The organism is Halomonas sp. AOP13-D3-9 (assembly GCF_052379125.1).
Lineage (GTDB): Bacteria > Pseudomonadota > Gammaproteobacteria > Pseudomonadales > Halomonadaceae > Vreelandella.
Map to the genome: position 1 here is coordinate 154,206 of NZ_JBQSYH010000010.1, position 12,943 is coordinate 167,148.

Consider the following 12,943-nt stretch of genomic DNA (forward strand, 5'->3'; position numbering starts at 1 on the left):
GACAACGAACGGGATAGCGTTTTACATCGGTGCCTGCTTACGTGCCAGCACCAGCAGTAATACCAGCGCGAAGGAAGCGGCCGTTAATAAGGTGCTGATGGCGGCAATGGTTGGGTCGATCTCGTCGCGCAGCGCAGTGAACATGCGAACGGTCAAAGGCTGGTTCTGCCCCCCCGAAATGAAGAGCGCCACCATGGTTTCGTCCAGCGCCTGAATGAACGCAAAGATCGCCCCGGTGACCACACTCGGCATGATCTGCGGCAGGGTGACGCTCATGAAGCTACGGAAACGATTCATACCCAGGCTTCTAGCGACCATCTCCTGGGTCTGGTCGAAACCGTGCAGGCCTGCCGTTACCGCGGTGATCACATAGGGTAGCGCCAGCATCACGTCGGCCATGATCAGGCCGGGAATGGTGTACAGCATTCCCGACAGGGCATAAATGAAGAACACCCCGGTGGCGACAATGATGATCGGCACGATCAAGGGCAGCAGAAGTACGATCTTCAGATAGCGCATCAGCCAGTGTGTCGAACTATTGATGGCATAGGCCGCCGCTACGCCGATCGGTGTCGCGATCAATGCCGTGGAGAACGCCACGATCAGGCTGGTTTTCGCGGCAGACATCCACCCCGGATTATTGAAGAAGGTGTTATACCAGCGAAATGAGAAACTGCTGGGCGGAAAGGAGAGGAAACGGCTGTCCGAGAACGACATGGGCACAACGATTAGCAGTGGCAGGATCAAGAAGATCAGCACCACGACCACATAGCCAATAAAACTTATTCGACTCAAGGATAATTTATTCATTTGGCACCCAGTATCTTCTCAAGGGGAACGAGGCGGCTCACCACATAGAAAATGACCAGCACACAGAGCAGCAGCACGACACTAACCGCACTGGCGGCTCCCCAGTCGCTGTACAGTTGGATGTTGCGACTTACCAGCATGGATGCCATGACCGTGCGTCCTCCCCCTACCAGTTCCGGGGTGATATAGAAGCCGAGACACAGTACAAACACCAGGGTCATGCCCGCCAACACGCCGCTGAGCGAAAGAGGGAAGAACACGCGCCTGAAAACGTGCAGGGGAGTGCCACCCAGGCTCGCGCCAGCCTGTATTAAGTCGTTGGGAATTTTCTGCATGGTGGCGTAAAGCGGCAAGACCATAAACGGCAGCAGGATATGTACTGTGGCGATAATTGTGCCCAGCTCGTTATGCACCAGCGCCAGCGGTGCATCGATAAGGCCGACGCCCATCAGCGATTCATTCACCACCCCTGAGCGTTGTAGCAGAATCAGCCAGGCGTAGGCTCGCACCAGAACGCTGGTCCAGAACGGCAGAATCACCAGCGCCAGCACCACCATCGACCAGCGCCTAGGCAATATAGAAGCGGCATAGGCGATGGGGTAGCCCATCAATAGGGCCAGTAGCGTAACGATAAAGCTGATGCGAAACGTGACCCAGAAGGTATTCCAGTAGATGCCTTCGGTTAGGATTCGTTGGTAGTGCTCCAGTGTGAAGCCATCGGCATAGAAGGACTGGCCGATCAACCAACCGAGCGGAATGAGCAGCAGCACAAACACAACGAGCACGGCGGGCGACATCAACAGCAGCATGAGCGCATGTTCGCGGCGCCGATGGCCCCGTGACGCATCCTGGTGGCTAACGTGAGGATAATGATTGTTGATGGCGGTCGCTTTCAAAGGATGTCTCCTATCGGGAAATCGACAAGCGTTGCCGTAACCCGCAGGAGGGGCACGGCAACGATGCACTTATCGTTGCATAAACTCCAGCCAACGACGTTCCGCTTCTTCACCCGCTGAGGAGGCCCACCACTCGTACGACATCAACACTTGGCGCTCGGCGTTTTCAGGGAAGCTTGGTAGCTCCTGGGCACGCTCATCGGGAATCTTGCCAGTGTCGAAGGCGGCCGGATTGCCGGGGCCGTAGTCAATATGTAGCGGCAGGTTAGCTTGATACTCAGGGTCGATAGCCGCGTTGATGAATTCGACGGCCGTTTCCTGATTGGTCGCACCTTCAATAATGCACAGATGCGTGTTTTGCAACACACCATCGTTATAGGTGAACTCAGCGCTGGCGCCTTCATTGATGATCGCGCTGACACGTCCATTCCACATCATCAGCATGTCCACCTCGCCATCGTAGAGCAGCTGCGCCGACTGACCGCCGGAGGTCCACCAAGTGGTGATATGCGGTTTGATCTCCTCGAGCTTGGCGAAGGCCCGGTCAACATCCAGCGGATAGAGCTCTTCTCGTGCAACACCATCAGCCATCAAGGCGGCTTCAAGCGTTCCCAGCGGGTGGTTGCGCAGAGCACGGTTACCGGGATACTCCTCCACATCCCAGAAGTCCTCCCAGCTTTGGGGCGGATTACCATCGAAGGCTTCGGGGTTGTAGGCCAGTACGCTGGAATAAAACTCATAGGCCACGGAGTAGGGTGTTTTGTACGCCTCGGGCATTGAATCGGCGTTGGGAATCTGGCTGAAATCGAGTTCCGCAATCAGCCCCTGGTTGCCGCCCCGCACACAGTTCAATGGTGGCGTATCGACCACGTCCCATACCGCCTGGCCGGTGGTGCCTTGCGTCTTAATCATCGGCCAAGCGTCGGGGGCGCTCTCCTGGCGAATGGTGATGCCGAGCGCTTCGGCAACCGGGTCGAGTATGGCAACCGTCTGTGCTTCCTGATAAGCGCCACCCTGAGAGACGAAGGTAATTTCGCCATCTGCCAGGCTTTGCCCGGCGCCAAGCGCACCCACGACCATTACCGAGGAACCAAGCAAGTATTTGAAGCAGTTAGTATCTTTCATCTTGCGACCTCCAACTGAGTAAATGCTTCCGGCGCCGAGTCAGCGCCCGATTGCATCAAGGAACTGGTAATAACCGGCTACCAGTCGAATACCGACTTCACGTAAGGGGTAAAACGGAACGGCCTTGAGCCGCTCCGCAGCCAGCAGCGCCACATCAGGGCTTTCACCCATGGCGTAGTCTGCCGCCAACCGCCCGAGCAACGTCGACATGGCCACTCCCGCGCCGTTATAACCGGCGGCGTAGCACACGCGGTCGTCGAATCTGCCCACATGGGGGAGGGCATCGAGCGTCATGCCCACATGCCCCGACCAGCGATAGGCAATGCCGATATCCACGAGCGCTGGAAAGAGCGAAACCATGGCGCTCTGCAGGGAATCGAACGCCGCCTGAGAGTCACGCTTCCCAAACGCCCCGCGTCCTCCGAATACGATCCGTCCGTCGACCTTGCGAAACCAGCGCATCATCCGGCGAGTTTCGCCATAGCTTCTATCCTTGACCAACAGGTAGTTCTGCAGCGCCTCCGGGAGTGGGTTAGTGGCGATAATCGAACTTCTAAACGGCACCAAGCGCGTCTTGATCGCGGCACTGACAGGCGTAATATCCGAATAGGCATTAGTGGCCAGGATTACCTGTCGCGCCTTGATCTCTCCGCCTGGCGTCGTAATATGGACGCCATCATCCAGGCGGCGAATGCTGGTGGCCGGTGTACGCTCGAAAACCAGCTCGCCATGGCGCCGATTGAGGCCTTCGGCTAGACCCCGCACATAGTCGAGGGGATGCAAGGTACCCACGCCAAGCCCCAGAACCCCACCCTTAAACGCCTGCGACCCGGTCTCTTCAGCTACCTCGCCAGCGGAAAGGCAGCGCAGCGAATCATCGCCCATTTCCCGCCGCATCCAGTTGGCTTCCTCGGTAATGGCATTCAGGGCCTTCGCCGTATGGGCGCAGCGCAGGTTGCCGCAGCGGGTGAAGCGGGCACTCTCAAGACCATAGTCCTGAATCAGGGCTTCCACCTCATCCACCGCATCATGGCAGAGCCGATGCATGGCGGTGGCAACCGGCATGCCGTGGGCTTGTGCAATGCTGGGAAACGATAGCCGGAACTTGGCGGATACCACCCCGCCATTGCGTCCGCTTGCTCCCCAGCCGATAGGGTTGGCATCCACCACGATGGCGTGAACGCCCCGTTCTGCCAAGCGGTGGGCCGCGGTTAATCCTGTGTAGCCACCTCCGATGATGGCAACATCAACGCTCTTATCGCTGGAAAGCGGTGCGAAATCCGAGACAGTGCTCGCCGTGTCACACCAAAGCGATGCAATGGGGGATCCAGGCTGCGGCCCACTCATATCACACCTTCTCTACGGCGTCGGCCAACGCCTTAAGGGTGGGAAAATGAAAGTCCGGCGTCGTGAGCTGTTTTGGCTCCGGCGTGCCGCCGAATCCCGTTTGCCCTTGGCGACGCTCTATCCAGCAGGTGGTGTAACCCAGCTCCTTGGCAATGCCGATGTCGTGGTGCTGACTCTGGGCAACGTGCAATATTTCCGAAAACTTATAGCCGTGAGCCGCCTGGCGGCCACGGTTGTAGGCGAAGAATTGAGGATTGGGTTTAGCCACGCCGGTCTCATCGCAGGTCACGCTATCGTCGAAGGGGTCATCAAGGGTATGTGAGTAGCAGGTGAATGCCGTGCGATCGGCATTGGTCATCGCGACCAGCCGATAGTGCTTGCGCAGGCGCTTCAGCGCCGCCACCGAATCCTCAAACGCGGGCCAGCGCAGCACCGCTAACTGGAAGGCGTCGGCTGAGGTCGTGTCGGTAGGCAGTTGCAACTCCTCCGCCAGCGAGCGGTAGACATCCGCCATGGCGCTGCTCGAACGCCCCGGGTAACGATCCCGACCGCGCTTATAGGCCTCGAAAATGGTGTTGTCGTCCAGATCCTGAGCCGCAGCCCCACCTAGTCGCCGGACCGCGTCCAGTACCCCTTTCTCAAAATCAATCAGCGTGCCCACGACATCAAATGTCAGAACTTTAAAGTTGGAAAGTTCCATGATCGGCTATGACTCCTGTTTTTTTACTGCGCAGTTATGTCAGGCAACGTGTGTCGCCGGAGTGGGGCATCCCGCACGAGGCACGATGATGGTGTCCTCTGGATGCAGTACCACGCTCAAGCGCTCGCCGAGCGGTGGAATCTGTAGTCTTGCAGCATGGTGGCTGGGTTGACGCAGACTGATGGAGGTGCCGTCTTCCAGTTCGAGGAACAATCGCAGGCTATCGCCTTGGTAGACGGCCTCGATGACCCGGCATGGCAGGCGATTGACGCCGGGCTCATGGTTGCCATCATCAATCAGCAGTTTTTCGGTTTGAATGGCCAGCAGTAGCTCAGCATGGGGAGCGATGGGCTTGGCCGAACGCAGCGTGTGAGCGCCGAGGCGGACAGTGTGCTCATCAATGCGGGTCACTGGGAGCAGGGTAGAGTCACCTATAAAGCTGGCTACAAAAGAGTCTTTAGGGTTGTTGTGCAGCGTTTCCGGGGCACCGATCTGTACCAGTTCACCATCCTTAAGGATCGCCACTCGGTCACTCATGGTCAGCGCCTCACGCTGGTCGTGGGTCACATAAACAACGGTGGCCCCCAGCTTGCGGTGTAAGCGGCGCAGTTCAATCTGCATCGTCTCGCGTAACTGTTTATCCAGCGCCGACAGGGGTTCGTCCATCAGAATTAGCCGTGGCTCGAACACAATCGCCCTGGCCAGAGCGACCCGTTGTCGTTGGCCACCCGACAGTTGAGACACCCCACGGTCCTGATAGCCATCCAACTCGACCATGGCCAGCGCCTGTTTCACCCGCTCTGGCCATGTTGATTTAGGTAGGCGACGAGCGCGAAGGGGAAAGGCGACGTTTTCGCCAACACTCATGTGCGGAAAGAGCGCGTAACTCTGAAAGACGATGCCGATGTTGCGCTTGTGCGGCGGCATGTAGGTCATGTCTTGATCGCCGACCCACACCGACCCTGAAGAAGGCATCACGAACCCACCTAAGGCGCCAAGCAGGGTTGTTTTTCCAGAGCCCGAAGGACCCAGTAATGATACGAATTCACCCGGCTCAATATTTAAGGTTATGTCTTTCAGGGCTACCGTGCTGCCATACCGCTTACTGATGGAGCGTATGGCAACCCCCACACTGTCTCGCTCATCCATAGGATTTATCACCTTTCATTGCTGTGATGCCTATCGGTTGTCATTGAGTACAGCAGATAAGGGGGGCGCGGACAATTGCGAAATTCTTGGTGGTGGCATAACCTGAAATCATGCCTACATTGCGCCGACAACTACCCAGTGCCAACGCCCTGTTTGTTTTTGAGTCAGCGGCCCGCTGCGGTAACTTCACCAAAGCCGCCGCCGAGCTGGGGGTTACCCAGCCTGCGGTCAGCCGCATGCTGGCGCTTCTGGAAGAGTATCTGGAGGTTAAACTGTTCTTGCGCACGCCCGGAAAAACCGAACTGACCGAGAGTGGCGAGATACTTTATCAAGGCGTTGTTGATGGCTTCCACAATATCGAAGCGGCGATTCAGGAAATCCGGGCGCGTAGCACTGGGCTTGAAACCGTCACGTTGTCGGTATCAACCGCCTTCACCACCCATTGGCTGATGCCGCGCATGCACAGGCTGCAGGCGCAGCTACCCCATATCGATCTGCGCTTTCAACTGATATCGGGATCGGTCAGCGGCTCGGTCGAGGATGTTGACCTGGGGATTCGCTTTGTTACTGGGGAGGACATCCTGCATGATGCCTCGTTGATACTGCCGGAGATACTGGTGCCGGTCTGCAGCCCCGCCTATCGAAAGCAGCAGCTCGAATCGTCCGGCAACGATGTCTCCACCACCCTGATTAGCCTCAGCGATAGCCGCATAGACTGGTTTGAGCTTTTGCCCAATTTCCATCTGCAGGCTTATGGAACCACTCACTCACTGGTATTTTCGGACTATGCCGTCGTGATCCAGGCGGCCCTGCTGGGCCAGGGTATCGCCATCGGCTGGCTAAACATCGCATCCCACTGGCTGGAAACGGGCTCGCTGGTGCCCGCCACCCCGACGGCGATTGCCACCGAGCGGCTATGCCACCTGGTTCACTCACGCAAAAAGCCGCTAAGCGAGTCAGCTAAGCAGGTGAGGGAGTGGATCATCGCAGAAACCCGCAATGATGTTGCTAATGTGGCGAAGCAGTATCCAGAGTTGAAGCTGGAGTCCCTGCTAAAGAGGCACTAACACTTCATTACGACGAAACGACTGACGATACTCTACCACCCGACGATTCAGACCCATGGGAAGGGATTTAGCAGTTGAACCTTCAGCCATCGGTCGAGCGCGTGAGTGTCTCCCATTCACTGATTTCGTCGGCAAGCGCCGACAACTTGCTGCGCACCAGCGCTAGTGCATCGCTTCCCAGCAGCAGATGCTCCGGCGGCGTGTCGCTGGCTATTGCGTCCAGCATTGCGCGAGCTGCCTTTGCCGGATCGCCAAGTTGCTGACCGCTTTTCTCGACGCGGGCATTACGAATCGGATCAAACAGCGCATCGTATTCGGGGATCGAGCGTGGCGAGCGGGACATCGAACGACCAGCCCAATCGGTGCGAAACGAGCCGGGCGCCACGGCGGTGACGTGAATGTTGAAGGGTTTAACTTCTTTGCCAAGCACCTCGGAAATACCTTCCAGAGCAAATTTACTACCACAGTAATAAGCGATGCCTGGCATCGTGATGAAACCACCCATAGATGTGATGTTGAGGATATGTCCGCGCCGACGTGAGCGCATGTATGGCAACACAGCCTTTGTGACGGCAACAGCTCCGAATACGTTCACGTCAAACTGCCGACGCATTTCGGCCAATGAGGACTCCTCCAGGATACCTTCATGGCCATAACCGGCGTTGTTGACGAAAACATCGATTTCTCCGACGTTTGCCTCTATCTCGGCCACTACCCCATCGATGGCATCGAAGTCGGTCACATCGAGCACACGGCCCACCGCTTTCGCCGGATCAAGTGCTTCAAATGCCTGCCTGGCCCGTTCACTGCGTACCGTGCCGACCACCTGATGGCCGGTAGCAAGTGCTTCCTGAGCCAGCGCCCGGCCAAAGCCGCTACTGACGCCCGTGATGAGTAAAAGTTTGCTGGTAGACATGCAAATATCTCCTGTGTATCAGTGGAAGATGCACATTACCTCTTTGCATTGCCTGCTTTCAGGCATAATATTCTTATATTATTGCCTATTCTGATAATTCCAGTTGGTATCGCGTGAAAAAAGCACTCTCCACTCCGCAGACGGCAGAAAAGCGGCACATGGTGGCGCTGCTTCAGGCGCTGGCGCCGGAAGAAGGATACAACCTCACGGCCCTGCCCGGCGTGCGCATCCTGCGTTCGGATCGTCCCTTGTCTCGTACCCCCGTGCTGTACGACCCCGGTATCGTGATTGTTTGCCAGGGGCGAAAGCGTGGTTATTTCGGCCATCAGGTTTATCTTTACGACGAGCAGCACTATCTGGCGGTCGCGGTGCCAGTACCCTTCACGATGGAAACCGAAGCGACGCCAGAACACCCACTGCTAGCCATATATATGCATCTGGACTTTCAGCTCGCTGCGGAATTGATGATCCAGATCGACCGCCATCAGTCTCCTGCCCAGGAAAACGTGGCCCAAAGCCTAATGTCCAGCCCCATGGATGCTGCGTTGCGGGTGTCCGTGACACGTTTTCTCGAAACGATGAGTCAGCCGCTTGAGGCGGAGATTCTTGGCCCCGTGCTGGTGAGAGAGCTGTATTTTCGCGTGCTCACCGGTGCACAGGGCAATGCCATGCGTGCGGCGCTGGCAATGCAGGGGCAGTTCGGGAAAATCGGTAAGGCGTTACGCCATATCCACGCGACCTACGCTCAGCCGCTTAACCTGTCGCAACTGGCCAGCGAGGCCGGTATGAGCGTTCCGACGTTTCTTAATCACTTCAAAGCCATTACGCACACTTCACCCATGCAGTACGTTAAATCCACGCGACTGCATCAAGCACGGCTGCTGATGGTTCGTCAGAGCATGACGGCAGAGGCCGCTTGCCACGCCGTCGGCTACCTGAGTGCTTCGCAATTCAATCGGGAGTTCAAACGGCTTTTCGGATTGACGCCAGCTGCCGAAACGAAGCGAATGCGGGAGAACTTCGCGCTACCGCCTGCTTTCACCAAGTCGGATTATGTCTCGTCGCATTGAGGCTGACCTGAGTTTAGTCACAACACCGCCATGCGCAGGCTAATGAGCTGAGCTACCAAGGCGGATAGCACCGTCTTGATAAATTGAAACCGGCCTGCGTTGGTTATGCCGCCCCTCCTGATTGGTCACAACCCGAATGCTTGTACATAATTGATAATCGACTGTGGGACAATAAGCGTTCAAGGTCTGGGTAGTGGTCGGGTTGATTGTGTCGGGTGATAGCTAGCTTTAGCACTTTAGGAGAGAGTCATGGAGCACATTGCCTATAACCAAGAAGTCACTGCGCTCTTGGCTGCTTGTGATTTACCCGTTGTTGACCTGCGGGTGAATGGCGACGTCTGTTTCTTCGGATTGCGCCAAGAAAGCGATCTTTTAGGCGTAATAGGGGTTGAGGTGCACGGTGACATCGGGCTTCTTCGTTCGCTCGCGATTCCCGTAGCCTATCGAGGGAAGGGGCTCGGCCAACAGCTTGTCGCCTACGCTGAAGAGTGGGCCGTTCGCAGTGGCCTAAAAGCGCTATATCTTCTCACCACCACTGCCGGTGAATTGTTTAAACGGCTAGGGTATGCGGAGTTATCTCGCTTGCAGGCACCGAAAGCTATCACTGAAACACCACAGTTCGCGGGGCTATGCCCGGCCTCATCGAACTTTATGTATAAAGAGTTAAGCGCAAGCAATAGCTAGCCTCGGCGAGCTTTTGAGTGGCAATTCCAGGCCTGCGCAATAATTTTGGCGCTATATGAGAAAAGAAGGAGAAGACGTGCATCAGTTAGCGGCTCAATGGATAGTGGGGGTACTGAGAGATAGAAATATCCCTTTTCAAATCTGCGGAGGGGTCGCAGCAAAGGGATATGGCTCTGAACGAGCGTTGAACGATATTGACCTGTTCGTACCCGGCGAGCACTTTTTCACGGTGGTGCAGGCTGGCCAAGCGAACATATCCAAGCCCGCTACGCACTATTGCGAAGAGGGCTGGGATTTAACCTATGTCCAGTTCAAGTATGAAGGCATCAAGGTGGAGGTTGGCAACGCCGACGGCGCGCAAATTTTTGATGCAGCCAGCCAGGCCTGGGTGCCGCTAAATATAGCGTTTGACCGCTATGAAACTGTCAGTGTACTGGGCCTGGAACTCCCCTTGATGTTGAAGGAAGACTTGATTCGTTATAAGTCTGTGCTCTCAAGGCCCGTCGATATCGACGATATTCGCGCCATGCGTGAACGCTCAAAATGATGAACCGCGAGAAGACCCAGTTTTTAACCTAATCGTTATCTAGTGAGAACCCATTAATGCACTACCGCACCATGACCATCAACGATTACGAAGCCGCCATTGCCCTGTGGAGCGAAAGTGAAGGCGTGCGGCTGCGCGATGCGGATTCCCGAGCGGGCATTGAGAAGTACCTGCTGCGAAATCCCGGCCTGAGCTTTGTGGCAGAAGTAGAAGGGCAACTGGTGGGCACGATCATGGCGGGCCACGATGGCAAGCGCGGCTATGTTCAGCACTTGTCGGTGGCGGATTCCCAGCGCCGCAAAGGCATCGCGACAAAGCTGGTCAGTCTTTGCCTGGAAGCACTCAAAAACGAAGGCATCCTGAAATCGCACCTGATGATCCTTCCCGAGAACGAAGCGGCCAAAAAATTCTGGACCAATCAGGGCTGGGCGTGCCGATCAGATATTCTGCTTTATTCGTTTATTAATGGGAGTGATCAAAACGTTTAATCGCGATTCCGTCCTATCGCGAAAGCCTGAGACAGCGAGAGTGAAGGGCGCATGTACTTGTAAGACAATGGCTATTTTTCCGCTAAAACATTCAACTTCTCGGTGTGGAAGCCGATATTACAAAATGGTTGGTAGCAAAATGTGCTCTGCCTGAGCGCATACCGCCAAAGAGAGTGCTTCCTCCTACCCTAGCCCATGCCCTGTGCAGCGGGCTTCTACGAGATTTCCCCCCATGTCACTTCTGAATCGAAGCGTCAAACTGCGGCTTGCTGTGAGTTTAGGCGCCTGTATCTTGATGCTGATTGTCGTCGGTACTATCGGTCTTTTCAGTCTCGGCAAGACCAACGACGCGCTCAACAGAACCTACGAAGGCAACGTGCTCACACTGGGTACTCTTACTCAGATCAACCAAGCGTTGCTCGGCAACCGGGTGAAAGTGACGGCCGAACAGCGCGATCGGAATCCGGCATCTGCCATTACCACGAAGCAGGAGGTCGCTGAGAACGACGCTATTATCGATGCTGCCTGGAATGATTACTTTCCTGATCGTGTCTCCGATGATCAAGAACGTGCCATCGCTAATGAGTTTATTGCGTCGCTGAGCAGTCTTCGCGCCGGTATTGACGACATTAACGCGGCAATGATCGGCAATGATTTCGATGCTGCAAGAGAGATTGCCACCACCACGCTACGCGCAGAATATCCAAAGGTGCTAACGGCGATCCAGGGGCTCATCGACCGTAACAGCACTCAAGCCGCTGCAAATAACCAACAGTCCTCAAGTGACTATGTTTGGACGCGCAATTTCGTTATTGGGGTGATGGCGGCGGCTGTCATCTTCGGAATTCTGCTCGCTATATGGTTGATCCGCGGCATCATGACGCCGCTGGGCAAGGCACAAGCACTCGCCAACGCCATGGCTGAAGGAAGGCTTGATAACGACATCGACGTTACATGCAAAGATGAGTTTGGTGTGATGCTTCGGGCGTTAAAGAGCATGGAAACCAAGTTCTCGCAGGTGGTTATGTCCGTTCGTCATAACGCCGAGTCTGTGAATGTGGCCGCTGACGAAATCGTGCTAGGCACCGACGATCTTAGCCGCCGTACTCAGGAGCAGGCCTCAAACATCGAAGAGACCGCGGCCTCGATGGATGAAATTACCTCGACCGTGCGTCAGAACGCAGACAATGCTGCCGAAGCCGATAAACTCGTATATGACGTCAGCCAGCAAGCCAACGCCGGGGGAGAGATCGCCGAGCAAGCCGTCAAAGCGATGGAAGACATCAACATCTCAAGCCGTAAGATCTCTGGTATCGTCGGGTTGATCGATCAAATTGCCTTCCAGACCAATTTGCTGGCGCTGAATGCATCGGTGGAAGCCGCTCGCGCGGGCGAGCAAGGCCGTGGGTTTGCCGTGGTGGCCAATGAAGTACGCAACCTGGCCGGACGCAGTGCCGATGCCGCTAAAGACATCAAAAAGCTCGTGGAAGAAAGTATCAGCCAAGTTGACACCGGCTCAAACTTAGTCAACCGGGCGGGAAAATCGCTTGAAGAGATTGTCAATGGCGTGCAGCGCGTCACGGTGCTGATGGCTGAAATCGCCACCGCGAGCCGAGAACAGTCCCAAGGCATCGAGCAAGTCAACACGGCCGTCTCGCAGATGGACAGTGTCACCCAGCAGAATGCGAGCCTGGTAGAAGAATCCAGTGCGGCAGGTCGTTCTCTGCAAGGCCAAGCGGAGGCGTTGCTGAAAGAGGTTTCGTTCTTCCGAGGAACCACCACTGGCCAAAGCCAGCGTGCGCTGCCCGCTACGATAAGGCACAACGACAGCCAGCCACGGGCAGCTAAACGCTTGCCGACTCATGTTATTGGAAGCAAAAAAGAGACCGAAGAATGGGCATCTTTCTAAACGCCTGAAGCAACCATAAAGCGCCCAGCCAGGGCGCTTTTTTGTGAGCCGAAAGCCCCCACAAGAAAATTCTGGGCCACTCAGAGCTGGGCGTGCCGACCTGATATTCAGCTGTATTCGTTTATTAATGGAAATGATGCAAATATCTAAACTAGGACTGCCATGCCCTTGTCTACTTCTTATGCTATTTGTAATATGGTGAGCCTTTCCACGTTAAGCATAGGTAGTTGTCCAA

Annotated in this window: 13 protein-coding genes; 6 read left to right on the top strand and 7 right to left on the bottom strand. The window is 55.9% G+C overall.

Annotated elements, in window-relative coordinates; genetic code table 11:
- Nucleotides 1–21: 21 nt before the first annotated feature.
- The 6 genes from ACT3UM_RS12950 to ACT3UM_RS12975 form a co-directional block, all read right to left on the bottom strand.
- A complete protein-coding gene (locus ACT3UM_RS12950) occupies nucleotides 22–810 on the bottom strand; it encodes an ABC transporter permease (protein WP_498899367.1) in 789 nt (262 codons plus the stop codon).
- Nucleotides 807–1,706, bottom strand: coding sequence for an ABC transporter permease (locus ACT3UM_RS12955; protein ID WP_498899369.1), 900 nt, complete (start codon nucleotides 1,704–1,706; stop codon nucleotides 807–809). The genes ACT3UM_RS12950 and ACT3UM_RS12955 overlap by 4 nt, the downstream gene beginning before the upstream one ends.
- Nucleotides 1,707–1,775: 69 nt before the next feature.
- The gene (locus ACT3UM_RS12960) at nucleotides 1,776–2,831 is read right to left on the bottom strand and encodes an ABC transporter substrate-binding protein (RefSeq protein WP_498899371.1); all 1,056 of its coding nucleotides are present in this window, start codon (nucleotides 2,829–2,831) and stop codon (nucleotides 1,776–1,778) included.
- Nucleotides 2,832–2,870: 39 nt separating this feature from the next.
- On the bottom strand, nucleotides 2,871–4,178 hold the full coding sequence (locus ACT3UM_RS12965; RefSeq protein ID WP_498899373.1) for an NAD(P)/FAD-dependent oxidoreductase: 1,308 nt from the start codon (nucleotides 4,176–4,178) through the stop codon (nucleotides 2,871–2,873).
- Between the two features lies 1 nt (nucleotide 4,179).
- Entirely contained in the window at nucleotides 4,180–4,878 is a 699-nt protein-coding gene (locus tag ACT3UM_RS12970) for an HAD-IA family hydrolase (RefSeq protein ID WP_498899375.1), read from the bottom strand.
- Nucleotides 4,879–4,917: 39 nt separating this feature from the next.
- Nucleotides 4,918–6,027 carry an ABC transporter ATP-binding protein gene (locus tag ACT3UM_RS12975; RefSeq protein WP_498899377.1) on the bottom strand — a complete coding sequence of 370 codons (1,110 nt, stop codon included), beginning with the start codon at nucleotides 6,025–6,027 and terminating at the stop codon, nucleotides 4,918–4,920.
- A gap of 110 nt (nucleotides 6,028–6,137) precedes the next feature.
- On the opposite strand from ACT3UM_RS12975, the gene ACT3UM_RS12980 reads away from it, so the two are divergent.
- The gene (locus ACT3UM_RS12980) at nucleotides 6,138–7,094 is read left to right on the top strand and encodes a LysR family transcriptional regulator (protein WP_498899379.1); all 957 of its coding nucleotides are present in this window, start codon (nucleotides 6,138–6,140) and stop codon (nucleotides 7,092–7,094) included.
- Nucleotides 7,095–7,176: 82 nt separating this feature from the next.
- Here ACT3UM_RS12980 and ACT3UM_RS12985 read toward each other — a convergent pair whose 3' ends face one another.
- Nucleotides 7,177–8,010 carry an oxidoreductase gene (locus ACT3UM_RS12985; RefSeq protein WP_498899381.1) on the bottom strand — a complete coding sequence of 278 codons (834 nt, stop codon included), beginning with the start codon at nucleotides 8,008–8,010 and terminating at the stop codon, nucleotides 7,177–7,179.
- A 158-nt stretch (nucleotides 8,011–8,168) separates the two neighbouring features.
- Between ACT3UM_RS12985 and ACT3UM_RS12990 the strand changes: the two genes are divergently transcribed.
- The 5 genes from ACT3UM_RS12990 (at nucleotide 8,169) to ACT3UM_RS13010 (ending at nucleotide 12,708) form a co-directional block, all read left to right on the top strand.
- A complete protein-coding gene (locus ACT3UM_RS12990; protein ID WP_498899468.1) occupies nucleotides 8,169–9,080 on the top strand; it encodes an AraC family transcriptional regulator in 912 nt (303 codons plus the stop codon).
- Nucleotides 9,081–9,329: 249 nt separating this feature from the next.
- On the top strand, nucleotides 9,330–9,764 hold the full coding sequence (arsN2, locus tag ACT3UM_RS12995; protein ID WP_498899383.1) for an arsenic resistance N-acetyltransferase ArsN2: 435 nt from the start codon (nucleotides 9,330–9,332) through the stop codon (nucleotides 9,762–9,764).
- Nucleotides 9,765–9,840: 76 nt separating this feature from the next.
- Nucleotides 9,841–10,311: a nucleotidyltransferase gene (locus tag ACT3UM_RS13000; protein ID WP_498899385.1), complete on the top strand. Its 471-nt coding sequence runs from the start codon at nucleotides 9,841–9,843 to the stop codon at nucleotides 10,309–10,311.
- 56 nt (nucleotides 10,312–10,367) lie between these two features.
- Nucleotides 10,368–10,799: a GNAT family N-acetyltransferase gene (locus ACT3UM_RS13005; protein ID WP_498899387.1), complete on the top strand. Its 432-nt coding sequence runs from the start codon at nucleotides 10,368–10,370 to the stop codon at nucleotides 10,797–10,799.
- A 232-nt stretch (nucleotides 10,800–11,031) separates the two neighbouring features.
- Nucleotides 11,032–12,708: a methyl-accepting chemotaxis protein gene (locus tag ACT3UM_RS13010; protein ID WP_498899389.1), complete on the top strand. Its 1,677-nt coding sequence runs from the start codon at nucleotides 11,032–11,034 to the stop codon at nucleotides 12,706–12,708.
- The last annotated feature ends 235 nt before the right edge of the window (nucleotides 12,709–12,943 follow it).

Bases quoted from the DNA above. Each gene is read 5' to 3' on its own strand.
- ACT3UM_RS12950 (WP_498899367.1), bottom strand. From the start codon at position 810: ATGAATAAATTATCCTTGAGTCGAATAAGTTTTATTGGCTATGTGGTC.
- ACT3UM_RS12960 (WP_498899371.1), bottom strand. From the start codon at position 2,831: ATGAAAGATACTAACTGCTTCAAATACTTGCTTGGTTCCTCGGTAATG.
- ACT3UM_RS12965 (WP_498899373.1), bottom strand. From the start codon at position 4,178: ATGAGTGGGCCGCAGCCTGGATCCCCCATTGCATCGCTTTGGTGTGAC.
- ACT3UM_RS12970 (WP_498899375.1), bottom strand. From the start codon at position 4,878: ATGGAACTTTCCAACTTTAAAGTTCTGACATTTGATGTCGTGGGCACG.
- ACT3UM_RS12975 (WP_498899377.1), bottom strand. From the start codon at position 6,027: ATGGATGAGCGAGACAGTGTGGGGGTTGCCATACGCTCCATCAGTAAG.
- ACT3UM_RS12980 (WP_498899379.1), top strand. From the start codon at position 6,138: ATGCCTACATTGCGCCGACAACTACCCAGTGCCAACGCCCTGTTTGTT.
- ACT3UM_RS12985 (WP_498899381.1), bottom strand. From the start codon at position 8,010: ATGTCTACCAGCAAACTTTTACTCATCACGGGCGTCAGTAGCGGCTTT.
- ACT3UM_RS12990 (WP_498899468.1), top strand. From the start codon at position 8,169: ATGGTGGCGCTGCTTCAGGCGCTGGCGCCGGAAGAAGGATACAACCTC.
- arsN2 (WP_498899383.1), top strand. From the start codon at position 9,330: ATGGAGCACATTGCCTATAACCAAGAAGTCACTGCGCTCTTGGCTGCT.
- ACT3UM_RS13005 (WP_498899387.1), top strand. From the start codon at position 10,368: ATGCACTACCGCACCATGACCATCAACGATTACGAAGCCGCCATTGCC.
- ACT3UM_RS13010 (WP_498899389.1), top strand. From the start codon at position 11,032: ATGTCACTTCTGAATCGAAGCGTCAAACTGCGGCTTGCTGTGAGTTTA.